This window comes from Kitasatospora albolonga (genome assembly GCF_039535905.1).
GTDB classification, from domain to species: domain Bacteria; phylum Actinomycetota; class Actinomycetes; order Streptomycetales; family Streptomycetaceae; genus Kitasatospora; species Kitasatospora albolonga.
On sequence record NZ_BAAAYB010000106.1, the window covers coordinates 11965 to 35313 of the forward strand.

Annotated in this window: 16 protein-coding genes and 8 pseudogenes; 17 read left to right on the top strand and 7 right to left on the bottom strand. The window is 71.8% G+C overall.

Annotated features, from left to right (window positions below):
* Positions 1-43 precede the first annotated feature (43 nt).
* From ABD946_RS27060 to xylB, 3 genes are read right to left on the bottom strand one after another with little or no spacing between them, the layout of a single operon-like run.
* Complete coding sequence (locus tag ABD946_RS27060; RefSeq protein ID WP_345287897.1) at positions 44-214, bottom strand: hypothetical protein; 171 nt, start codon at positions 212-214, stop codon at positions 44-46.
* A 53-nt stretch (positions 215-267) separates the two neighbouring features.
* Positions 268-1476 carry an ROK family transcriptional regulator gene (locus ABD946_RS27065; RefSeq protein ID WP_345287962.1) on the bottom strand — a complete coding sequence of 403 codons (1209 nt, stop codon included), beginning with the start codon at positions 1474-1476 and terminating at the stop codon, positions 268-270.
* A 36-nt stretch (positions 1477-1512) separates the two neighbouring features.
* The gene (xylB, locus tag ABD946_RS27070) at positions 1513-2943 is read right to left on the bottom strand and encodes a xylulokinase (RefSeq protein ID WP_345287899.1); all 1431 of its coding nucleotides are present in this window, start codon (positions 2941-2943) and stop codon (positions 1513-1515) included.
* Between the two features lie 92 nt (positions 2944-3035).
* Here xylB and xylA point away from each other — a divergent pair.
* The 6 genes and pseudogenes from xylA to ABD946_RS27100 all read left to right on the top strand — a co-directional run bounded on the left by xylA (position 3036) and on the right by ABD946_RS27100 (position 9392).
* Positions 3036-4209 (top strand): annotated as a pseudogene (xylA, locus tag ABD946_RS27075) (xylose isomerase).
* A 514-nt stretch (positions 4210-4723) separates the two neighbouring features.
* Positions 4724-5698 carry a glycoside hydrolase family 11 protein gene (locus ABD946_RS27080; RefSeq protein ID WP_380150144.1) on the top strand — a complete coding sequence of 325 codons (975 nt, stop codon included), beginning with the start codon at positions 4724-4726 and terminating at the stop codon, positions 5696-5698.
* Between the two features lie 107 nt (positions 5699-5805).
* Entirely contained in the window at positions 5806-6174 is a 369-nt protein-coding gene (locus ABD946_RS27085) for a ricin-type beta-trefoil lectin domain protein (RefSeq protein ID WP_345287901.1), read from the top strand.
* Complete coding sequence (locus tag ABD946_RS27090) at positions 6087-7256, top strand: non-reducing end alpha-L-arabinofuranosidase family hydrolase (protein WP_345287966.1); 1170 nt, start codon at positions 6087-6089, stop codon at positions 7254-7256. Before ABD946_RS27085 ends, ABD946_RS27090 begins: the two co-directional genes overlap by 88 nt.
* 117 nt (positions 7257-7373) lie before the next feature.
* Positions 7374-7736, top strand: coding sequence for a DUF1304 domain-containing protein (locus tag ABD946_RS27095; RefSeq protein ID WP_345287903.1), 363 nt, complete (start codon positions 7374-7376; stop codon positions 7734-7736).
* Between the two features lie 105 nt (positions 7737-7841).
* The gene (locus tag ABD946_RS27100) at positions 7842-9392 is read left to right on the top strand and encodes a prealbumin-like fold domain-containing protein (protein WP_345287904.1); all 1551 of its coding nucleotides are present in this window, start codon (positions 7842-7844) and stop codon (positions 9390-9392) included.
* 90 nt (positions 9393-9482) lie between these two features.
* Here ABD946_RS27100 and ABD946_RS27105 read toward each other — a convergent pair whose 3' ends face one another.
* Entirely contained in the window at positions 9483-10829 is a 1347-nt protein-coding gene (locus ABD946_RS27105; RefSeq protein WP_345287906.1) for an extracellular catalytic domain type 1 short-chain-length polyhydroxyalkanoate depolymerase, read from the bottom strand.
* Between the two features lie 190 nt (positions 10830-11019).
* Positions 11020-11753 (bottom strand): annotated as a pseudogene (locus ABD946_RS27110) (SDR family oxidoreductase).
* A 212-nt stretch (positions 11754-11965) separates the two neighbouring features.
* Between ABD946_RS27110 and ABD946_RS27115 the strand changes: the two are divergent.
* The 3 genes and pseudogenes from ABD946_RS27115 to ABD946_RS27125 all read left to right on the top strand — a co-directional run.
* Positions 11966-12055 (top strand): annotated as a pseudogene (locus ABD946_RS27115) (transcriptional regulator); the annotation flags it as partial.
* Positions 12056-12231: 176 nt separating this feature from the next.
* On the top strand, positions 12232-12690 hold the full coding sequence (locus ABD946_RS27120; protein WP_345287968.1) for an MmyB family transcriptional regulator: 459 nt from the start codon (positions 12232-12234) through the stop codon (positions 12688-12690).
* Positions 12666-13525 (top strand): IS5 family transposase gene (locus ABD946_RS27125; protein WP_425558645.1). Its coding sequence is split into 2 segments (ribosomal slippage): positions 12666-13023 and positions 13023-13525, totalling 861 coding nucleotides; the frame shifts between segments, so codons are not numbered across the junction. The genes ABD946_RS27120 and ABD946_RS27125 overlap by 25 nt, the downstream gene beginning before the upstream one ends.
* Before the next feature lie 190 nt (positions 13526-13715).
* Here ABD946_RS27125 and ABD946_RS27130 read toward each other — a convergent pair.
* Complete coding sequence (locus ABD946_RS27130) at positions 13716-15236, bottom strand: glycoside hydrolase family 10 protein (RefSeq protein ID WP_345287908.1); 1521 nt, start codon at positions 15234-15236, stop codon at positions 13716-13718.
* A gap of 155 nt (positions 15237-15391) precedes the next feature.
* Positions 15392-16403: pseudogene (locus ABD946_RS27135) on the bottom strand (LacI family DNA-binding transcriptional regulator).
* A 210-nt stretch (positions 16404-16613) separates the two neighbouring features.
* Between ABD946_RS27135 and ABD946_RS27140 the strand changes: the two are divergent.
* From ABD946_RS27140 to chvE, 8 genes and pseudogenes are all read left to right on the top strand, one after another.
* Complete coding sequence (locus ABD946_RS27140; RefSeq protein ID WP_345287910.1) at positions 16614-17906, top strand: ABC transporter substrate-binding protein; 1293 nt, start codon at positions 16614-16616, stop codon at positions 17904-17906.
* Positions 17903-18793: pseudogene (locus ABD946_RS27145) on the top strand (carbohydrate ABC transporter permease); the annotation flags it as partial. The gene ABD946_RS27140 and the pseudogene ABD946_RS27145, both read left to right, overlap by 4 nt.
* A gap of 4 nt (positions 18794-18797) precedes the next feature.
* A pseudogene (locus ABD946_RS27150) lies at positions 18798-19632 on the top strand (carbohydrate ABC transporter permease).
* 398 nt (positions 19633-20030) lie between these two features.
* A pseudogene (locus ABD946_RS42940) lies at positions 20031-20111 on the top strand (hypothetical protein); the annotation flags it as partial.
* Between the two features lie 95 nt (positions 20112-20206).
* Positions 20207-20371 (top strand): annotated as a pseudogene (locus ABD946_RS42945) (glycoside hydrolase family 3 N-terminal domain-containing protein); the annotation flags it as partial.
* 106 nt (positions 20372-20477) lie between these two features.
* A complete protein-coding gene (locus ABD946_RS42950) occupies positions 20478-20795 on the top strand; it encodes a glycoside hydrolase family 3 N-terminal domain-containing protein (RefSeq protein ID WP_425558712.1) in 318 nt (105 codons plus the stop codon).
* A gap of 89 nt (positions 20796-20884) precedes the next feature.
* A complete protein-coding gene (locus ABD946_RS42955) occupies positions 20885-22012 on the top strand; it encodes a glycoside hydrolase family 3 C-terminal domain-containing protein (protein ID WP_425558709.1) in 1128 nt (375 codons plus the stop codon).
* 199 nt (positions 22013-22211) lie between these two features.
* Complete coding sequence (gene chvE, locus ABD946_RS27160) at positions 22212-23312, top strand: multiple monosaccharide ABC transporter substrate-binding protein (RefSeq protein ID WP_345287912.1); 1101 nt, start codon at positions 22212-22214, stop codon at positions 23310-23312.
* Positions 23313-23349: the final 37 nt, after the last annotated feature.

Below are 23349 nucleotides of genomic sequence, written 5' to 3' on the forward strand. Positions count from 1 at the left end.
CCCGCGGGGCCGGTCGTCCGAGGACGGCCGGCCCCGCGCGGCGTCACCCCTCGAACGAGAGCCGGTACCGGCCGCCGGCCCGGAGCGGGAACGCGAACTCCCGGCGGACGTCACAGGCGCGGGCGATCACCTCGCCGGCCGGGTCGGTCAGGACCGTACGGTCCGCGCCCTCCGGCAGGTGGAGCACGACGGCACCGTCCCGCGCCGCCGTCACCGCACATTCATCCGATGCAACAGCGCGAGTGGCAGCCCTGCCACACCGGGGGGTCAGTCGGCGGACAGCAGGGTGGGGTCCGCCATGATCCGGTGCACCGTGGTCAGCGCCGCGCCCAGCAGCGGCCCGCGCCGCCCGAGGGCGGAGGGCCGCAGCGCCTCCGGCTCCCACGGGCGCACGGTGACCCGGTCGGCCAGCTCGGCGCGGACGGCCGGCAGCAGCCACTCGGCGAGCTCCGCATAGGTGCCGCCGAGTACCAGGCCGTCCGGGTCGATGAGTTCGACGGCGGACGCCAGGGCCAGGCCGAGGGCCCGGCCCGCGCGCTCCAGCGCCCGTACGGTCGGCGGGTGGCCCGCCCTGGCCCGCTCAGCCAGCAGGACCACCGGGTCGCCCCGGTCGGCCCCCGCGAGGTCGGTGGGCGCGAGGCCCGCCTCCCGCAGGACCGCCGCCTCGCCCGCGTACTGCTCCAGGCAGCCCCGGGAGCCGCAGACGCAGCCGGGGCCGTCCGGGTGGACCGGCACGTGGCCGAGCTCTCCGGCGAAGCCCCGGGCCCCGCGGAACAGGCGGCCGTCGAGGACCAAGGCGGCGCCGATCCCGGCCTCGGCGGAGACGTGCACGAAGGTCTCGGCGCTCTCCTCCGCGCTCCAGTACTCGGCCAGCGCACCGAGGTTGGCCTCGTTCTCCGGCTCGGGCACGGTGTCCGGGTCGGGCCAGTGGTCTGCGATCCTGACGGTGTGCCAGCCGAGGTTGGGCGCGCGCTCGACCAGGCCGTCGGGCTCGTTCGGGACCACACCGGGAACGGCCAGCACCCGGCCCTCGACCCGCAGTCCGAGGGCGGCCGCCTCGGCCTCCGCCTCGGCGGCCAACGCGGCGGCCCGCGCCAGGACCTCCCCGGCCGGCAGCCCCGCGTTGGGCCGCTCGGTCCGGCACCAGACCCGGGGCTCGCCGCGCAGGTCCACCACGCAGGCGCCGAGGTGGGCGACCCCGATCTCCAGGCCGAGGCCGGCCGGGCCCTCGCCGTTCAGCGCCAGTGCCCGGCCGGGCCGCCCGACCCGTCCGCTGGCGGTGGCCACGCCCTCGGTCAGCGTGCCGCGGGCGATCAGCTCGTCGACCAGCGAGGAGACGGCCGCCCTGGTCAGCCCGACCCGCCCGGCCACGTCGGCGCGGGAGAGCGGGGTGTGCGCGGCGACCGTGCCGAGGACCACCGCGAGGTTCTGCCGCCGCATGTCCTGTTGCCAGGCCGGCCCGTTCTCCGCGCCCATGCCCGTCCTGCCGACCGCTGCCACGTGCCGCCCTTCCTACCGGTCCCCGGCCGGGGCACCTTGCAAGGCCCCGGCCCGACGCAGGGTATCCCCGATCCGAGCCAGGGCGTCGTGGTCCTGCGCCACCGGTTCGATCAGCGGTCCCTCCGCCGTGCGCCAGCGGCGGGCGACCGCGTCGGCCGGTTCGCCGGTGAGCAGCGCGGCGGCCTGGGCGGCGGCGCCGAGGGCCACCAGCTCCTGGGCCTCGGGGACCAGGACCGCCCGGCCGGAGAGCCGCAGCACGGTCCGCTGCCAGGCCCGGCCCCGGGCGCCGCCGCCGATCAGCAGCAGCGGCTCCTCGCCCGACGGGTCGTTACCGCCCGCGCGCAGCACGGAGTCGAGCGCGGTCAGCAGGGCGTGGGCCGCGCCGTCGTAGGCGGCCTGGAGCAGCTGCCCCGGCGTGGTGTCGTGGCGCAGGCCGTGGACCAGGCCGGAGGCGGCCGGGAGGTCCGGGGTGCGCTCACCGTCCAGGTAGGGCAGGACGACGGCGGTGCCCCCGTCCTCGACATCCTCCCGGCCGCGGCCCAGCAGGGCCGCGATCCGGTCGACGGCCAGGGTGCAGTTGAGGGTGCAGGCCAGCGGCAGCCAGGCGCCGAGGGCGTCGGCGAAGCCCGCGACGGTACCGGTGGGGTCGGCGGGCCTGTTCCGGCCGACGGCGTAGACGGTGCCGGAGGTGCCGAGACTGAGCACCGGGCGGCCCGGCTCCAGGCCCAGGCCGAGGGCCGCGGCCATGTTGTCGCCGGTGCCGGTGGCCACCAACGCGCCTTCGCGCAGCGGCGTCCCGGGGCGGACCACGCCCACCCGGGCGCCCGGCGGGAGGACCTGCGGCAGCTGGCCCGGGTCGAGGCCGATCCGGGCCAGCAGGTCCTTGTCGTAGCCGTCCGGCCCCCACCAGCCGGTGCCGGAGGCGTCGCCGCGGTCGGTGACGGCCTCGCCGGTCAGACGCTCCGTCAGGTAGTCGTGCGGCAGGCGGACGGCGGCGGCCCGGTCGGCGGCGGCGGGCTCGTTGGCGCGCAGCCACGCCCACTTGGCGGCGGTGAAGGCGGCGGTCGGGACACTGCCGGTCCGGCGGGCGAGCTCCTCGGGGCCGAACCCGTCCCGCAGCTCGGCCGCCTGGGGTGCGGAGCGGACGTCGTTCCAGAGCAGCGCCGGACGGACCGGCGCCCCGGCCGCGTCGAGGGTGACCAGTCCGTGCTGCTGGCCGGCGATCGAGACGGCGGCCGCGCGGTCGGCCCAGCCGGTGGCGGCGGCGGCCTCGCCGAGTGCCCGCCACCACTGCTCGGGGTCGCTCTCGCGGCCGGTTCCCGAGCTGACGGTGTGTCCGGCCCGGCCCTCTCCGACCACGGTGCCCGTGTCGATGTCGACGGCGATGGCCTTGGTGGACTGCGTCGAGCTGTCCACGCCGATCACGACGCGCTGCTGAGCCATGCGTTCCTCCGGGGGGTTCCTTCTGGCGTTGCGACATACTAATTTGTTGAGAGCCATAACAAACACCCCCCGCACCGATCCGGAGCCCTTTGATGTCCATCGACCCGCTCGTCCCCACCCCCGCGCACCGCTTCACCTTCGGTCTGTGGACCGTCGGCTGGCAGGGGCGCGACCCGTTCGGCGACGCCACCCGGCCCGCGCTCGACCCGGTCGAGACCGTCCAGCGGCTGGCCGCCCTCGGCGCCCACGGCGTTACCTTCCACGACGACGACCTGATCCCGTTCGGCGCTGGCGAGGCCGAGCGCGAGCAGACCGTCAAGCGCTTCCGCGCTGCCCTGGATGCCACCGGGCTGAAGGTGCCGATGGCCACCACCAACCTCTTCACCCACCCGGTCTTCAAGGACGGCGCGTTCACCGCCAACGACCGCGACGTGCGCCGCTACGCGCTGCGCAAGACGATCCGCAACATCGACCTCGCGGCCGAGCTCGGCGCCACCACCTACGTCGCCTGGGGCGGCCGGGAGGGCACCGAGTCGGGCGCGGCCAAGGACGTGCGGGTGGCGTTGGACCGGCTGAAGGAGGCCTTCGACCTGCTGGGTGAGTACGTTGAGGTGCAGGGCTACGACCTGCGCTTCGCGATCGAGCCCAAGCCGAACGAGCCGCGCGGGCGACATCCTGCTGCCGACGGTCGGTCACGCCCTGGCCTTCATCAACGAGTTGGAGCGCCCGGACCGGGTCGGCCTCAATCCGGAGGTCGGCCACGAGCAGATGGCCGGGCTGAACTTCCCGCACGGCATCGCCCAGGCGCTGTGGCACGGGAAGCTGTTCCACATCGACCTGAACGGCCAGTCCGGCATCAAGTACGACCAAGACTTCCGCTTCGGCGCGGGTGACCTGCGGCAGGCCTTCTGGCTGGTCGACCTGTTGGAGAACGCCGGCTACGACGGCCCGAAGCACTTCGACTTCAAGCCGCCCCGCACCGAGGACTTCGACGGCGTCTGGGCCTCGGCGGCCGCCTGCATGCGCAACTACCTTCTGCTGGCCGAGCGTTCCCGCGCCTTCCGCTCCGACCCCGAGGTGCAGGCCGCCCTCGCCGCTTCCCGCCTCCTCGAACTCGCCCTCCCCACCGCCGAAGACGGCCTGGCCGGCCTGCTGGCGGACCGCTCGGCCTTCGAGGACTTCGACATGGACGCCGCGGCCTCCCGGGGCATGGCCTTCGAACAGCTCGACCAGCTCGCCCTCGAACACCTCCTCGGCGCCCGCTGAGCACCGGGGAGCCGGGCCGCAGCGACGGCGCGGCCCGGCTCTCCGGACGGGCTCTTCACCCGACCACTTCAGCCCCGGATCAGGACGTCCACCTGACCCGTGCCGGCCGGGGAGCGAGCACCGCTCCATCCGAGCCGAGTCGCCGAAACTTTCGCCCAATGAGCTCCATCATTTCGCTCAAATTCGGGGCGCAGTAGGTCATCTGACGATCGAATCGCCGTCTTCCGCGTCACCCGTGCCACGGAACAGGGTTTTTGCCGGACAAGCCGGATCCGAGCGCGAGCGAATCTGTCGCCGCTCCAGTCGAAAGTGTTGACAGCCCGTCGAGCGTGGCCCAACACTGGCGCCGTCGACAAGGTCGCACCCACCCATCGGCATCGCCCCCAACGATGTTGACGACCCGTCGGCTCCGTGCGGCGCTGCGCGACACCGTCCGTCCGACCCACCCCCATGCGGTCGTCGGTGGCGCGGGGCCGCACCCACCCCCACCCCACCCGCAGGACGGAACACCCTCGTGAACTCTCCCCACCCCAAGAGCCGCACCCCCTGCCGCGCCCGACGGACCGTCAGCGCGGTGCGCGTCCTCGCCCCGGCCCTCGCGGTCGTCCTGGCCCTGCCCGGCACCGCCGAGGCCGCGACCGTCACCACCAACCGGACCGGCACCGACGGCGGGTACTTCTACTCGTTCTGGAGCGACGGCGTCGGAGCGTCCTCGATGTCGCTGAACGGCGGCGGCAACTACGGCACCTCCTGGAGCAAGGTCGGCAACTTCGTGGCCGGCAAGGGCTGGCGCACCGGATCGCGCAACCCCGTGACGTACTCCGGGACTTGGAGCACCAACGGCAACGCGTACCTGGCGCTGTACGGCTGGAGCACCAACCCGCTGGTCGAGTACTACATCGTCGAGAACTACGGCTCGTACCGGCCCTCCGGGACGTACAAGGGCACCGTCACCAGCGACGGCGGGACGTACGACATCTACCAGACGACGCGTTACAACGCGCCTTCCATCGAAGGCATCAAGACCTTCAACCAGTACTGGAGCGTCCGTCAGACCCGGCGGACCGGCGGGACCATCACCGTCGGGAACCACTTCGACGCCTGGGCCCGGGCCGGGATGAGACTCGGCACCATGAACTACGAGATCATGGCCACCGAGGGTTACCAGAGCAGCGGCAGCTCGAACATCACCCTCGGCACCACCGGCGGCAACCCGCCCGGCGGCGGCTGCACCGCGGCGCTCTCCGCCGGCGATTCGTGGGGCGACCGCTACAACCTGAACGTCTCGGTCACCGGATCGAGCGCCTGGAAGGTGACCGTGAAGGTCCCCTCCCCGGAGAAGGTCGGCTCGACCTGGAACGTCAACGCCACCTACCCCGACGCCCAGACCCTCGTCGCCACCCCCAACGGCGCGGGCGACAACTGGGGCATGACCATCCTGAAGAACGGCAGCTCCGCCTGGCCGACGGTCTCCTGCACCACGAGCTGACCCCCGCACCGACCCTCCCTCGTCACGAGCTCAGCGGCTCTGCGCGCTCGAAAATGTTAGCGCTAACAGACTCGGATCGCAGCTCCCCCACCCACAGAGAAGGTCCCATGCACACACGGAGTTCCAGCCGCCGACAGCTGTCCGCGGCGTTCGCCGCCGCGGTCGTCGCCGTGGCGACCCTGGCGGCGATGCTCGTCGCCCGCCCCGGCCCAGGCCGCCACCAGCGGCCCCCACTGCGCGGCACCGGCTCCAACCGGTGCCTGGACGTCCAGGGCGCCAGTCAGGCCGACGGCGCGGCCCTGCAGATCTACGACTGCTCGGGGCGGGGCGACCAGCAGTGGACGGCGACGTCCACCAACCAGCTCACCGTTGTAACGGCACCAAGTGCCTGGACGTCCCCAAACCACGCGACCACCGCCGGCACCCGGGTGCAGATCTGGCCTGCAGCGGCGGAGCGAACCAGCAGTGGCGGGTGAACAACGACGGCACCGTGGTCGGCGTCGAGTCCGGCCTCTGTCTGGACGTCTCCGGCGGCGGCACGGCCAACGGCACGGCGGTGCAGCTCTGGACCTGCAACGGCGGCGGCAACCAGAAGTGGACCGGCCTGACCGGCACGCCGACCCCGACGCCCACCCCGACGCCGACCGGCGGCACCTGCGCCCCTCCCGTCCTCGTACCGGTGGTCCTCGACGGTGCGCTGGCGCAGCCGGCCAACGGCTGGGCCGCGGTGAAGGACTTCACCACGGTGACGGTGAACGGCAAGCACCTGGTCTACGCCTCGAACGTGAACGGGTCCACGTACGGCTCGATGGCCTTCAGTCCCTTCACCAACTGGTCCGACATGGCGTCGGCAGGCCAGACCGGGATGAGCCAGGCCGCGGTGGCGCCCACCCTGTTCTACTTCGCTCCGAAGAACATCTGGGTGCTGGCCTACCAGTGGGGCCAGTGGCCGTTCATCTACCGCACCTCCAGCGACCCGACCAACCCCAATGGCTGGTCCGCGCCGCAGCCGCTGTTCACCGGCAGCATCTCCGGCTCCGGGACCGGCCCGATCGACCAGACGCTGATCGCCGACGACCAGAACATGTACCTGTTCTTCGCCGGTGACAACGGCAAGATCTACCGGGCGAGCATGCCGATCGGGAACTTCCCGGGCAGCTTCGGCTCCTCGTACACCACGATCATGAGCGACACGGCGGCCAACCTGTTCGAGGCCCCGCAGGTGTACAAGGTCAAGGGCCAGAACCAGTACCTCATGATCGTCGAGGCCCAGGGATCGGGCGGCCGCTACTTCCGCTCCTTCACGGCCACCAGCCTGAACGGCTCCTGGACCCCGCAGGCGGCCACCGAGGGCAGCCCCTTCGCGGGCAAGGCCAACAGCGGCGCCGGCTGGACCAACGACATCAGCCACGGTGACCTGGTCCGCAGCAACCCCGACCAGACCATGACCATCGACCCCTGCAACCTGCAGCTCCTGTACCAGGGCAAGGCCCCGAACGCGAGCGGCCCCTACGACCAACTGCCGTGGCGTCCGGGGGTCCTGACCCTCCAGCGCTGACCGGCGCGCGCCACTCCGAGGGACCCCGGCCACACCTCGGCCGGGGTCCCGCCACGCCGGTGACGGGCCGTCGGCCGCCTCAGGGCGACGGCGGCCCTCCTGTGCGAGCCTGGCCCCATGTCGATCACCGCCACCGTCGCGGTCCTGCTCATCGCGGCCGTGCACGCCTACATCCTGGTCCTGGAGATGTTCCTGTGGACCGGCCCGAAGGCCAGGTCCTCCTTCGGCACCACCGCCGAGTTCGCCGCCGCGACCAAGACGCTCGCGGGCAACCAGGGCCTGTACAACGGCGTCCTCGCCGCAGGCCTGGTGTGGGGTGCCGTCGCCTCCGACCCCGTGGGGTTCCAGGCGAAGGTGTTCTTCCTGGTGTCCGTCGCCGTGGTCGGCGCCTACGGTGCCGTCACGTCCAGCCGGAAGATCGTCTTCGTGCAGACCGTTCCCGCCCTGATCGCCCTGGCGCTGGTCCTGGCGGCCCGCTGAGCCGGCCTGGCGGGGCCGAAGCCACGGGGGCCGATCGAGTGGAACGCGCCACGGCGCAGCCCGGTCTGATCATGCGTCAGCCGCCGAGCGGCCAGGCTGATGCGCATGACACCCCTGCACGGCGCCGCCCTGAGGTGTGCGGCGGCGGCCCTCGCGGCCGTGGCCTCGCTGGGCGCGGACCCGGCCGCCGCCGCGCCGAGAGCCACCGGCGACCTCAAGCTGACCCTGGTGGCCCGGGTCTGCGCGAGCTACTCCGACGTGATGGCCAACCGGCAGCGGGACGACAACATGCAGTCCCTGCAGAACCTCGGCAAGGACTCGGTCTACTCCGAGGGCCAGCCCGTGGCCCCGGACGTCGAGGCCGCCAACGACCCGAACTGCACGCCGCTGACCGGCTGGCGGTTCAGCCTGGGCAGCGGCATCGGCGGCGAGGTGCAGGGCCTGTCCACCGTCACCCCCGCACCGGACGGGCTCACCCGGGCCACCACCCTCGCCTCCGTGCCCGAGTTGGACGCCAACCGCAACGACACCGGCCGCATCCTGGCGGGAGCGGTCACCGTGGACCTGGACGACAGCCTGATCGCGGTCGCCCGGAACCGCCGCCTGCAGATCCAGGGCGGCGCTCCCACCGACCCGCTCAACCAGCAACTGCTCGGCAACACCTACTCGTTCGCGACGTTGCGCTGCGCCGTGGACAACCAGCGCGCCGACAACGTGGACCGGGCCGCCTACCCGACCGGCTCCAGCCACGTCTTCTGCTACTACTACGCCGTCCGCCAACCCGCCGAGCCGGGGACCGTCGTGGTGCGCAAGCACGTGCTGGGCACCGCCGCGGCACGGCCGTTCGCCTTCGACGGCGACCTCTCCTACAACCCCGGCGGCCTCTTCCAGTTGACCGCCGGCCCCGGTGCCGACGGCGAGCAGTCCTTCCGTCGGGCACCGAGCGCCGAGACCGGGCAACCGTGGACGGTGCAGGAGCAGGTGCCCGCCGGCTGGACCATGACCGACCTCGCCTGCACCTCCGCCAACGGCACCAGCACGACTACGACTTCGGGCCCCCGGGCCTCCGTCACCCTGGCCGCCGCCGACACCGTCACCTGCGTCTACACCGACGCGCCGAGCGACACCGTCGCCCCGCTCACCCTGCTCAAGCAGACCACCGGCGGCGCGGGCGGACCGTTCGGCTTCACCGCCGAGGACGGCACCACCCTCGGCACGGCCAGCACCACCCGGCCGGACACTCCGGTCAACGTCGGGACGACGTACCTCGCGCCCGGCCGACACACCGTCACCGAGGCGCTCCCGGAGGGCTGGTCGCTCAGCACGGTCTCCTGCCAGGGCGCGACCGCCACCAACTCCACCGACGGCTTCGCCCTCGACCTCCCGGCGGGTGGCGCCACCTGCACCGTCACCAACACCCGACAGAACCCCCCGCCGCCGTCACCGACACCGTCACCGAGCCCCACGCCTACGCCCCTCCCGACACCGACGCCGACGCCGACCGCCGTTCCGACGGCTTCGCCGCGGCCGACCGAACAGGGACCGGCACTCCCCGAGACCGGTGCCACCGGCCTCGCGGGGCCCGCGGGCGCAGCGGCCGGTCTCGTGCTCTCCGGTGCGGTCCTGGTCCTCCTCGCCGCCCGTCGCCGCAACTGACTCGCTGCGCACGTGACATGACGTGCCGAATCCCCGGAGCACGCCCGCTCCGGGGATTCGGCCGTCCTCAGGACCGGTGCGCTCGCGGCGTCACGCCAGGGTCCACTGCTGGTTGCCGCCGCCGCTGCAGGCCCACAGCTGGACCTGCGTGCCCTCGGTGGTGGCCAGGCCGGCCACGTCCAGGCAGAGACCCGACTGCACCCCGGTGACGGTGCCGTTCGCGTTCAGCAGCCACTGCTGGTTGGCCTGGCCGTTGCAGGTCCAGGCGACCGCCTTGGTGCCGTTGGTGGTGCCGTGAGCGTTGGCGTCCAGGCAGAGCGTGCTGCCGCCGACGGTGACGGTCAGCTGGTTGGACGCGGTGCGCGTCCAGGTCTGGTTGGCACCGCCGTTGCAGGTGTTGATCTGCTGCTGCGTGCCCAACGCCGTGCTGGCGTCGGTCAGGCACTTGCCCGCGCCCACCGCGCGCAACGCGCCGGTGGTGCCGCCGGGGGCGGTCGCGTCCAGGCCCATGAAGCGGATCGCCTCGGCGGCCATCGTGGAGCCCTTGACCGGCAGTTCGTGCCCCGAAGCGGCCAGGCTGTAGGCCTCGACCTGGGTGGTGCCGGCGCTGGTCCTGTACCGGGTGCGGGTCCAGTTGGTCACGGGGCTGTCCGTCGTGGAGGGCGTCTGGCTCACGCCGAGGACGTCGGTCCACTGCTCGACCGCTTCGCCGAGGTTGTTGTGGCTCAGGATGGTGTCGTTGGTCCCGTGCCACAGCTGCACGCGCGGGCGCGGGCCGGTGTACCCGGGGTAGCCCGAGGTACGGACCGAACCGCCCCACTGCTGCGCGGTCCGGTTGACCTGGCCCTGGGCGCAGGCCGAGTTCCAGCCGCGGACGGTGCCGGTGTAGAAGCAGCGGTAGGGCACCCCCATGAACGACGCGCCCGCCTTGAAGACGTCGGGGTAGTCGGCGAGCATCACGTTGGTCATCATCGCGCCGGAGGACTGGCCGGTGACGTAGACGGCGTTGGGGTTGCCGCCGTGGCGCTGCTGGGCGTAGGTGATCATCGACATCAGCCCGACCGGATCGCTGCCGCCGTTGCGGGTCAGCGCTTGGTCGGAGGAGACGTCCCAGCAGCTCCCGCCGGGGTTGGTCGAGGGGTAGATGACGAGGAAGCCGTACCGGTCGGCCAGCGAGGAGAAGTCCTGGCTGGAGTGCAGGTAGGGCCCCGAGCCCTGACAGCCGTGCAGGGCCAGCAGGATCGGGGGGTTGGCCTTGGCGGTGGCCGGCACGTAGAGGTGCATCTGCAGACCGGTCGGGTTGGTCCCGAAGTCGGTGATCTGCGTCAGCGAGGCGGCACTGGCCTGGGGGGCGGCCTGAAGGCTCAGGCCCACGGCGAGGCCGACCGCGGCGACCACACCCCAGAGGCGTGACAGGGGCGTGCGGAATCGGAACACAGGGTCTCCAGAGGGGTGGCTGTGAGGTACTGTGAGCGTTAACAATCCACTGGGCGCCCCAGCGCAGCCACCATCGTGGCGGGAGAGCGCAGCGCCGTCAACGCTCTCGCCGCAATGAGTTTCCCAACCAGGCAGAGCGTCAACTTCGCACCCTGGCAGGCGAAGTGAGGATTTCCCTGTTGTGGCCGCCCTACCGGGCGCGGGCGGCGGGACGGACGATCGCCTCGTTCAGGTCGACCGTGGGCGGCTGGGAGATCGCGTAGGCGATGGCGTCGGCGACGGCCTCGGCGGGGAGCGTGACCGAGCGGTACGTCGCCATGGCCTGCCGCGCCGTGGGGTCGGTGATGCCGTCGGCGAGCTCGGACTCCGTCACGCCCGGGGAGACGAGCGTGACCTGGAGCGTGGCGGCCGCTTCCTGGCGCAGGCCCTCGGTGATGGCGCGGACGGCGAACTTCGTGGCACAGTACACGGCGGCGGTCGGGGACACCTCGTACGCGCCGACCGACGAGATGTTGACGATGTGTCCGTGGCCCCGGGCGCGCATCGCCGGGAGGGCGGCGGCGATGCCGTGCAGGACGCCGCGTACGTTCACGTCGATCGTGTGGTCCCACCCCTCGGTCCTCAGCGCGTCCAGCGGCGAGAGGGGCATCACCCCCGCGTTGTTCACCAGGGCGTCGATCCCGCCGAACTCGGACCGGGTGGCCTCGACGAACGCCCGTACGTCCGCCGCGTCGGTGACGTCCAGCACCCGGTGAGCCGCGGCGCCGCCCCGGGCGCTGATCTCTGCGCCAGCTGCCCGAGCCGGTCGGTGCGGCGTGCGCCGAGCATCACGTGGTGTCCGTCCGCGGCGAGCCTGCGCGCGGCCGCCGCGCCGATCCCACTGCTCGCCCCCGTGATCGCCACGGTCTTGGTGATCTTCGTCATCGTCGTCTCCCTGGGTCGGCTTTGCTCCGGTGCGGCCCTGTCCCCGGGCCTCGGCCAGCCTGTGGGAGTCCGAGGGAGGCAGCCAGGACGGTCCGTGCCTGGGTGCGCCGCACCCAGGCACGGCCTGGCGACGGACCCTGGGGTGAGAGGGTGACGACAACGATCTCGGGGACTTCCTGCGCGCCCACCACGGCCGCCTGCGGCCGGCCGACGTGGGTCTGACCTCCTGCGGCGCCCGGCGGGTAACGGGTCTTCGGCGCGAGGAGGTCGCCGTCCTGGCCGGCATGAACAGCGACTACTACGGCCGCCTCGAACAGGGCCGCGAGCGCGGCCCCTCCCCCAGGTCCTGGACGCGATCAGTGCGGCCCTGCGCCTGGAGGGAGAGGAGCGCGCACACCTCTTCCGGCTCGCGGATGCCCCGCCCGGCGGCCGGCCGGCGCAGCCGCAGGAGCACGTCGGCGCAGCGCTGCGCCAGCTGCTGGACGCCTGGACGGGCACCCCGGCGTTCGTCCTCAACCCCGCGATGGACCTGCTCGCCTCCAACACCCTGGTCCACGCCCTGTTCTCACCGTTCCGGCCGGCCGACAACCTCGCCCGGATGACCTTCCTCGATCCCGCCGCCCGCGACCTCTTCACGGACCGGACCGAGACCACCGGGAGCGTCGTCGCGGGACTGCGCCGGGCGAGTGACCTCTACCCGGAATACCGCCGCCTCCGGTCTCTGGTGCGTGAACTCTCGGCCACGAGCGAGGAGTTCGCCCGCCTGTGGTCCTCGCACACCGTCCACGGGAAGAGCTCCGCCGCCAAGAACCTGATCCACTCCGAGGCGGGACGCCCGGCCCTGACCTACCAGACCTTCGAGGCGTGCGGCGCGCCCGGCCAGCAGCTAGGCCGTTTCTTTCAGATCATCGGATCGTTGGATCTGATGTGTCGTTGACTGATGCCCAGTGGGCGCGGATCGAGCCGTTGCTGCCGGACCGGGCACCGAAGCGGGGTGGGAGGTGGCGTGATCACCGGCAGGTGATCGACGCGATCGCGTTCAAGTACCGCACCGGGACGCCTTGGGCGGACCTGCCCGAGCGGTTCGGGTCCTGGAAGGGCGCCCACAACCGCCTGCGGATGTGGGCGCTCGACGGCACCTGGGAGAAGGTCTTCACCGCTCTGCTCGCCCAGGCGGACGCCGACGGCGACCTGGACTGGGTCGTCGCGGTCGACTCCACCGTCGTGCGCGCTCACCAGCACGCGGCCGGAGCCCGTCAAAAGGGGCTCCGGCCGACGAGCCCCACCACCATGCCCTCGGACGCTCCCGCGGCGGGCTGACCACGAAGATCCACCTCGCCGCTGACGGCAACTGCCGGCCGCTCGCCTTCGTCCTCACCCCCGGACAGGCCGGCGACGCACCGGAGTTCGAACACGTCATGGCCCGCATCCGCGTCCCCCGACCCGTCGGCAGACCGAGAACCACGCCGGAGGCGGTCCTGGCGGACAAGGCCTACTCCTCCCGCGCGATCCGCGCCCACCTGAGAAGGCGCGGCATCCGGGCCGTCATCCCGCAACCCGCCGACCAGGTCGCCAACCGCAAACGCCTCGGCCGACGCGGAGGCAGACCACCCGCATGCGATTACGACACCTACAAGCGCCGCAACACCGTCGAGCGGTGCATCAACAAGCTCAAGCAGTGGCGCGGCCTGGCCACCCGCTACGACAAGACCGCCACCATCTACCTCGCCGGACTCCACCTCGCCGCCATCTTCATCTGGTCAGCGCGATGATCCGAAAGAAACGACCTAGTCGTGTACCGGAACCAGCCGGAAAGTCCCAGCGCCGAGGCGTTCTCCCTGCTCGGCAGCCTCCACGCCAGCCGCGAGGATCAGGCGCGGCAGCCGATCCGATGACTGCAATGACTCCGCCCCACCGCAGGGGCGACGGGGCGGAGGGTAGGACGGTGGCGCTGCGGGGCCGTCAGGCGGTGGTGCAGGCCATGCCGTTGAGGCTGAACTGGCCGGCCGGGGCGGCGTTCCCGGAGTGGGTGGCCTGGAAGCCGAAGGAGACCGAGCCGCCGGGGGCGATGGTGGCGTTGTAGCCGAGGTTCTTGGCGGTCACCTGGCCGGCGGCGGGGCTGACCGTCGCGTTCCAGCTGTTGGTGACGGTCTGGCCGCCGGGCAGGGCGAAGGACAGCGCCCAGCCGTTGACGGTGGTGGCCCCGGTGTTGGTGACGGTGAGGTTCTCGGTCAGACCGGTGTTCCAGGCGTTGATCTCACTGGTCACCTTGCAGCCCGCTCCCCCGGTCGGGGTGGGGGTCGGGGTGGGGCTGGGGCTCGAACTCGGGCTCGGGCTGGAGCTCGGGCTCGGGCTCGGGCTCGGCGAGTTGGACGGCGAGGGGCTGGAGGTGGCGGCGCCGAGGGCGTTCACCGTGGCGGTGTAGGCGGGCTTCGGCTGGTAGTTGTTGTCGTACAGGGTGGCGGCGCCCTCGCCGGGGAAGGTGCCGGGGACCCAGGAGTCCGGATCGCCGACGGCCCACTGGCTGATGCCGGCGCAGCCCTTGACGGCCAGGCAGGTATTGGTCACACTCGCGAAGTCACGTCCCTGCTGGGCCAACTTCGCACTGTCCGCCGGCAGTTGCATACGGACGTCCAGCTCGGTGATGGCGACCTCGAGGCCGAGCGCGGTGAACCGCTCCAGGTTGGCCTTCAGGCTCGACGGGATCTGGCCCAGGATGAAGTGCCCCTGGAACCCGATGCCGTCCAGCGGGACCCCCTGGGCCTTGAGCGACTTCGCCAGGTTGTACATGGCGTCGCTCTTCGCGTTCAGGCCCTCGGTGTTGTAGTCGTTCAGGTAGAGCTTCACCCCGGGGTCGGCAGCCCTGGCGGTGCGCAGCGCGTCGGCCACGAAGCCGGTGCCCATCGCGCGGTAGAAGGCGGAGTTCCGGTAGCTGCCGTCCTCGTTGAACATCTCGTTCACCACGTCCCAGGCGTAGAGCTTGCCCTTGTAGTGGGTCGCCGTGGTGGTGATGTGGTTGCGCATCGCGCCCTGCACCTGGCTGTTCGGCAGGTTGCTCACCCAGGAAGGGAGTTGGCTGTGCCAGACCAGCGTGTGGCCGCGCGTCTTCATGGAGTTGGCCTGGGCGAAGGAGAGCAGCCGGTCGCCGGGGCCGAAGTTGAAGCTGCCCGGCGAGGACTCGACGGTGTCCCACTTCATCTCGTTGGTGGGGGTCAGCACACCGAACTGGCTGCTCGCCAGGCCGGTGATGGTGGCGTTGCCCAGGTCGAACTGGGAGATCGCGGTACCGAAGTAGATCCCCTTCGACTCTGCGAGGCCGCGCAGGCTCGGCCCCGCCGCGCCGGCCTGGCCGGCCGGCAGCAGGGCGGCCGCCGCCAGGGCGGCGGCGGTGACGGCGGCGGCCGCGGCGCCCAGGGCGCGGCGTCGGGCGTGCCTGGGGCGGGAGTGCTCGGGGCGGGGGTCGCGGAGCGTACGGACGGGCACCAGCGTGGTCCCTTCTCTTCTCGGGTGGGGGAAAGAGCTGGACGTGCGGTGGGGCATGGAACGTCCTCGGACGGAGCGGCGAAGGCGGAGGCTTCGAAAGTTTCGCTGCTCGGCCCGATTCCGATCGGTGACCCTAGGGCCGGTCCGTCCCCCCGTCAACCGTTCGCGCGCACCTCGTCAGGCTGTCCGGCCGACCGGGGCGGGGCGGTGCTGCTGCGCTCGACCAGGCTGGTGGCCAGGTCCACCCGGAGCGTGCCCGGCTGCCCGCCCCGGGCCAGGTCGATCACCATCCGGGTCGCCACCTCGGCCATCTCGGTCAGCGGCTGGCGCACCGTGGTCAGCGGCGGGCCGACCCAGCGGGCCAGCGAAAGGTCGTCGAAACCGACCACGCTGAGGTCCTCCGGGATGCGCAGGCCCAGCTCCCGGGCGGCCTCGTACAGACCGAGCGCCTGCAGGTCGTTGCCGGCGAAGACGGCGGTCGGCCGATCCGGCAGGCCGAGCAGTTCGAGGCCGAGCCGACGCCCGGACTCGTGGTGGAAGTCGCCCTCGCGGACCAGCTCCGGGTCGTACGCGAGGCCCGCCATGTCGAGCGCCGCCCGGTACCCGTCGGCGCGGGCCCGGCTGCACATCATCCGGCGCGGTCCGCCGATCAGGGCGATCCGGCGGTGGCCGAGGGTCGGCCAGGTGGCGGGTGGCCTCCAGGCCGCCGTCCCAGTTGGTGGTGCCGACCGCCGGCACCCCCTGGCCGGGGTCGCCCGCCGGGTCCAGCACCACGAACGGGATGTCCCGGCCCGCCAGTTGCTGCTGCTGGGCGCGGTCCAGGCCGGAGAGCACCAGCAGGACACCGGTGGGACGCCGGGCGAGCACGCCGTCCACCCAGGACTGGCCGGGGCTGAGCCGGCCGGAGGACTCGGAGAGCACTATGCCCAGGCCCTCCTCCCGGGCCACGTTCTCCACCCCGCGGATCACCTCCATCGCCCAGACGCTCTCCAGTTCGTGGAAGACCAGCTCCAGCAGCGGGGCGGCCTGGGCGGTGCCGCGCCGCCGCCGGTAGCCGTGCCGCCGGAGCAGGTCCTCCACCCGCTCCCGGGTGGCCGGGGCGACGTCGGCCCGGCCGTTCAGGACTTTCGAAACAGTCGGGGCGGACACCCCCGCTTCTTGCGCGATCTCGGCGAGCGTGGCTGCTCTGGTCACGACTTCCTCCTGTACCGCCCCTGCTGGGCGAACGCCGTTGTCAGCCTGTGTACGGCCCGAATACTAGCCCTCGGCAGGCTCCGATCGGATCCCGCCGGACCCCTTGACGGGTGGTCAGCACGGGCCTAGGTTTCCCACAACATTCGGTAATCCACTCGAAACATTCGAAACCGAGGGCAAGGTATGGGCTCCAGATTCGTCGCGACCACCGCGGCCACCGTGCTTCTTCTGGCCATGACGGCCGCCTGCGGATCCGGCGGCGGCGCCTCCGGCGGGGACTCCGGGACGATCCACGTGATGGTCTACGGCGACGCCACCAACAAGGTCGAGAAGCAGCTCGTCGACACCTTCAACAAGACCTCCCCGGTCAAGGTCGTCCTGGACACCGTCCCCGGCGCGGACTACCAGCAGAAGCTGCAAACCGTCATCAACACCCCGCAGGCCCCCGACGTCTTCTTCAACTGGGGCGGCGGCTCCATCCAGCCGTTCGTCAAGGCGGACCTGCTGCTCCCGCTGGACGAGTTCATCGCCAAGGACCCCGGGCTGAAGACCAACTTCCTGCCGTCGGTGTTCAACTCGGCGGTGGTGGACGGCAAGCCGTACGGCGTCCCGATGCGCGGTACCCAGCCGGTGCTGCTGTTCCACAACAAGAAGGTGCTCGCCGACGCCGGCCTCACCCCGCCGAAGACCTGGGACGAACTGCTCACCACCACCAAGGCCTTGAAGGCCAAGGGCATCACCCCGATCGCGCTCGGCGGCGCCGACAAGTGGCCCACCCTGATGTGGTTCGAGTACCTCTACGACCGGGTCGCCGGGCCCGGCCTGTTCCAGAAGGCCGTCGAGGGCGACAAGGCGGCCTGGGCGGGCGAGGACAGCCGCAAGGCGCTGGCCGCCCTGCGGGAGCTGACCGACACGGGCGCCTTCGGCACCAACTTCGACTCGGTCAAGTTCACCGACGGCGGCTCCCCCGCGCTGGGTCGCCAAGGGCAAGGCGGCCTTCGAGCTGATGGGCTCCTGGTACTACTCGACCCAGCAGGACGCCAACCCCGACTTCGTGAAGAACGGCCTCGGCTACACCGCTTCCCCTCCGTCACCGGCGGCAAGGGCGAGGCGACCGCCGTGGTCGGCAACACCAACAACTTCTACTCGGTGCTGAAGAAGACCAAGCACCCCGAGGCCGCCGCGGCCTTCCTCAAGCTGATGTACTCGGACGAGTTCGTGAAGGCGCAGCTCGCCGTCGGCAACCTGCCGACCACCACCAACACCGTCAACTTCCTCGACACCGCCGCCAGCCCGGAGTACTCCAAGTACCAGTTCGAGCTGGTCAAGGCTGCCCCCTCGTTCCAGCTCTCCTGGGACCAGGCCTACCCGCCGAGCGCCATGACGCCGCTGCAGACCGCCATCCAGCAGTTCTTCAACGGCAAGCTCGACGCGGACGGCTTCGTCAAGGCCATGCAGGCCCTGCCGACCTCATGACGGCCCAGCAGAAAGGCGTGGGGGTGACCCGCCCCGGCTTCGCCTGGGCGGCGCCCCGCCGCCGTCTTCTTCGCCCTGTTCGCGCTGGTGCCGCTGCTGCTGGTCGCCGTGCTCTCCTTCACCAGCTGGAACGGCATCAACGAACCGACCTTCAACGGTCTGGACAACTGGACCGCGCTGGTGCACGACCCGGTGATGATCCAGTCGATCTGGACCACCCTGCTGCTCACCGCGCTCGGCGTGGCGGCCCAGACCCCGGTCAGCATCCTGCTCGGGGTCTGGGCGGCCGGCCACCAGCGCAACCGGGCCGTGCTCTCGGCGATCTACTTCGTCCCGCTGCTGCTCTCCGCGACCGCCGTCTCGGTGGTGTGGCGGGCCGTGCTCGACCCCAACTTCGGCGTGCCGTCCCAGCTCACCTGGCTGTTCGGGGACGGCAACCTGCTCGGCACCCGGAGCGGGGGCGATCGGCGTGCTGGCCTTCGTCGGCGTCTGGCAGTTCACCCCGCTGCACGCGCTGATCTACCAGGGCGGCGCCCGGGCCATCCCGCGGGTGCTCTACCAGCCCGCCGCCATCGACGGGGCGGGCCGGGCGCGGCAGTTCCTCCACGTGACGCTGCCTCAGCTGCGCAACACCGTCATCACCTCGACGGTCCTGATGGTGGTCGGCGGCCTGACCACATTCGACACCGTGCTGATCCTCACCCAGGGCGGCCCCCGGCACCGACAGCACCGTGAGTGCCTACTACATGTACCAGAAGGCCTTCAAGGGCTTCGACTTCGGCGCCGGCTCGGCCATCGCCCTGGTCCTGGTGGTGGTCGCCACCCTGATCTCGCTCGCGGTGGTCCGGTTCACCGGCTACGACGAGATGCGCTCCACCGCGGAGGGATCTGATGCCCCGTCGACGCCCCAACCACCTGGCCGGCCTCGGCTCCCTGGTCTGGCTTGCGCTGGTCGGCCTGCCGCTGTACGTGCTGCTGATCGCCACCGTCCGGACCCGCTCCGACTACTCCACCGAGGGCCGCTCAGCCTGCCCCGCCACGTGGAACTTCCAGAACTACCTGACCGACCTGTCCAACGGCTTCGGCCAGGACTTCCTCAACACCCTGGTGGTCACCATCGCGAGCGTGGTCGCCCTCGTCCTGCTGCTCGTCCCGCCACTCTCACTACGCCGTCGTCCGCGCCCGCGGCCGGCCACCGGCTGGGTGTTTCCGGCTCTTCCTGCTCGGCCTGGCGATCCCCGCCCAGGCGGTGATCGTGCCGATGTTCTACCTGATCAGCAAGACCGGCCTGTACGACCACCTGATCGGCGTCATCCTGCCGACCCGCCGCGTTCTGGCCTCCCGGTGTGCACCCTGGTGCTGACGCGGCGCGATGCGCGACATCAGCCCCGAGCTGTACGAGGCGATGGCCCTCGACGGAGCCACCCCGGCCCGGGTGTTCCGCCAGCTGGTGCTGCCGCTGTCCAAGGGTGGTCTCTCCTCCATCGTGGTCTTCGCCGCCCTCCCAGGCGTGGAACGGGCTTCTTGTTCCCGCTGATCCCTCACCCAGTCCGACTCCACCAAGGTCATCACGCTCGGTCTGTACGAGTTCCAGACCGAGCACGGCGTGGACGTCCCCGGCCTGCTCAGCGCCGTGGGTGCTGTCCGTGCTCCCCATCTTCGTCGTCTACCTGTTCGCCCGTCGCGGCCCTTGGTCCAGGGGCTGATGGGCATCGGAGGAAAGTGAACCACCGTCAGAATCCCGCGCCAGCCTGGCACGACACCTCGCGCTCCGCGGAGGACCGGGCCGACGCCCTGATCGCGGCGATGACCCTGCGCGAAAAATACCGCCCAGACTGGTCGTTGTCTGGGTCGGCGCCAGCGACGAGGGTGGCGAAGTCGCCCCGCACCAGCACGAGATGGAGGCGCCGCCCGACCTGGACGAGCTGCTCCGCGCACGGGCTCGGCCAGCTGACCCGCCCCTGTTCGGCACCGCCCCCCGGTCGACCCGGCGCTCGCGCGCGCTCTCGCTGCCTGCGCAGCGCCAGCAGCTGATCACGGCCGCCAACCGCTTCGGCATCCCGGCCCTCGCCCAACGAGGAGTGCCTGGCCGGCTTCGCCTCCTGGGGCGCCACCGCCTACCCCGTGCCGCTCTCCTGGGGCGCCGCCTTCGACCCGGACCTGGTCCGGGATGATGGCCCCGCGATCGGCCGCGACCTGCGGGCCGTCGGCGTGCACCAGGGCCTGGCCCCGGTGCTCGACGTGGTCCGCGACGCCCGCTGGGTGCGCGGGTCGAGGAGACCATCGTCGAGGACCCCTACCTGGTCGGCACCCGTGTCGCCACCGCCTACGTCCAGGGCCTGGAGTCCGCCGGGATCGTCGCCACCCTCAAGCACTTCGCCGGCTACTCGGCCTCCCGCGCCGGGCGCAACCTCGCGCCGGGTGAGCATGGGGCCGCGCGAACGGGCCGACGTCCATCCTGCCCCCCCTTCGAGATGGCCGTCCGCGAGGGCCGCCCGCGCTCGGTGATGCACGCCTACACCGACACCGGACGGGCTGCCGTCCGCCGCCGACGAGGCCCTGCTCACCGGACTGCTCCGGGACACCTGGGGCTTCACCGGCACCCTGGTGGCCGACTACTTCGGCATCGCCTTCCTCAAGGTGCTGCACGGCGTGGCCGAGGACTGGTCCGACGCCGCCGGGCTGGCCCTGGCCAGCGGGGTCGACGTCGAGCTGCCCACCGTGAAGACCTTCGGGCAGCCGCTGCTGGACGCCGTCGGCAGCGGCGCCGTCCCGGAGCAGCTGATCGACCGGGCGCTGCGCCGGGTACTGGTCCAGAAGGTCCGGCTCGGCCTGCTGGACGCCGACTGTGAACCCGGTGCCGGGAGATCCTGGCCGGCGCCGACCTGAGCACACCCTCAGAAGCTGCGCGGATCGGTCGACCTCGACCCGCGCCCGCCAACCGGGCGCTGGCCGCCGAGCTCGCCGAACGGGCCGTGGTGCTGCTGCGCAACGACGGCTCACTGCCGCTCGCCCGGCCCCGGCGGATCGCCCTGATCGGGCCGAACGCGGACGAGCCGACCGCCGTGCTCGGCTGCTACGCCTTCCCGGTGCACGTCGGCGGCCAGCATCCGCAGGTCCCGCTCGGCATCGAACTGCCCACCCTGCGCGAGGCCTTGGAGAAGGAGTTCCCCGACAGCGAGCTGCGGGTGGTGCGCGGGGTGACGGTCGACGGCACGGACCCGGGCGGTATCGCCGAGGCGGTGCTGGCCGCCCGGGAGGCCGAGGTCGTGGTGCTCGCCCTCGGCGACCGGGCCGGTCTGTTCGGCCGGGGCACCAGCGGCGAGGGCTGCGACGCGCCGACCCTCGAACTCCCCGGACTGCAGCAGCGGCTGCTCGACGAGCTGCTGGACTCCGGCACGCCGGTGGTGCTCACCCTGCTGGCCGGGCGGCCGTACGCACTCGGACGGGCCGTCACCGAGGCGGCCGCGATCGTGCAGTGCTTCTTCCCCGGCGAGGCCGGCACCCAGGCGCTGGCCGGGGTGCTGAGCGGGCGGGTCAACCCCTCCGGGCGGCTCCCCGTCTCCGTCCCCGCCCACCCGGGTGTCCAGCCCTCGACCTACCTGGCCGCCCGGCTGGCCCAGGCGGGCGAGGTCTCCAGCACCGACCCGACCCCGGCCTACGGCTTCGGGCACGGGCTCGGCTACACCGAGTTCGCCTGGTCGGGGCTGACCATGGAGACGGCGGATGCGGGGACGGACGGCGAGTTCGCGTTCGCCTTCGAGCTGCGCAACACCGGTGGGCGGTCCGGCGGCGAGACCGTCCAGCTCTACCTGCACGACCCGGTGGCCTCGGTGGTCCAGCCGGTGCAGCGGCTGGTCGGCTACCGGCGGATAGCCGCCGAGCCGGGGGCCCGCCACCGGGTGGAGGTCCGGCTCCCCGCCGACCTGGCCTCCTTCACCGGCCGGGACGGCCGCCGGATCGTCGAGCCGGGCGCGCTGGAGCTGCGGATCTCGGCCTCCAGCACCGACGTCCGATTCGCCGTGCCGCTGCGCCTGACCGGTCCGGTCCGGCCGGTCGACCACACCCGGCGGCTCCACCCGGCCTTCACCGTCCGGGAGTTGTAAGACCCGCCCGGCCGCCGGGGGCACCTCCGGCGGCCGGGCAGTCCACGAGAAGGAATTGTTAACGCTAACAATCATCGCGTCAAGCCGCCCCCACGAGACGCAACGGTGACCTGTTGAACTCTTGACGACCCTCCTGTGAGCGTTAACACTCAGGTACCGCTCCGCCACCACAACGGCGCGGACCACTCCTGGAGGAACTGTGCGAAAGCTCTCGATCGGTCTCGCGGCTGCGGGCCTCTCCCTGACCCTGGCCGCCTGCGGTCAGAGTGCCAACGGCGTCGGCGACGCCCCGGCCAAGGGCGACGGGGCCAAAGGCGGCCTGGTCGGCATCGCGATGCCTACCAAGTCCTCCGAGCGCTGGATCAACGACGGCAACAACATCGCCAAGGAGTTCCAGGCCAAGGGCTACAAGACCGACCTCCAGTACGGCGACAACGTGGTGGAGAACCAGGTCTCCCAGCTGGAGAACATGATCACCAAGGGGGCCAAGCTCCTGGTGGTCGCCGCCATCGACGGCTCCTCGCTCTCCAACGTGCTGCAGAAGGCCGCCGACGCCAAGATTCCGGTGATCTCCTACGACCGGCTGATCCGCGGCACCAAGAACGTCGACTACTACGCCACCTTCGACAACTTCAAGGTCGGTGTCCTGCAGGGCAGTTACATCGTCGACAAGCTCGGCCTGAAGAACGGCGCGGGCCCGTTCAACCTCGAGCTGTTCGCCGGCTCCCCCGACGACAACAACGCCACCTTCTTCTTCAACGGCGCCATGAGCGTGCTCAAGCCGTACCTGGACGACAAGAAGCTCGTGGTGCAGAGCGGCCAGACCGCCTTCAACCAGGTCGCCACCCTGCGTTGGGACGGCGGCGTCGCCCAGTCCCGGATGGACAATCTGCTCAGCAAGGCCTACACCACCGCCCGGGTGGACGCGGTGCTCTCGCCCTACGACGGCATCTCGATCGGCATCATCTCCTCGCTCAAGGGCGTCGGCTACGGCACCGGCGGCAAGGCGCTGCCCGTGGTCACCGGCCAGGACGGCGAGCTGGCCTCGGTGAAGTCGATCATCGCGGGCGAGCAGACCCAGACCGTCTACAAGGACACCCGCGAGCTCGCCAAGGTGGCCGTGCAGATGGGCGACGCGGTGCTGACCGGCGGCAAGCCGGAGGTCAACGACACCAGCCAGTACGACAACGGGGCCAAGACCGTGCCCGCGTACCTGCTCCAGCCGGTGAGCGTGGACAAGGAGAACTACCGGAAGGTGCTGATCGACGGCGGCCAGTACACCGCCGACCAGGTCAAGTAGCCGACCCACCCGAACCGGTGGCCCCGGGCCCGCCCCA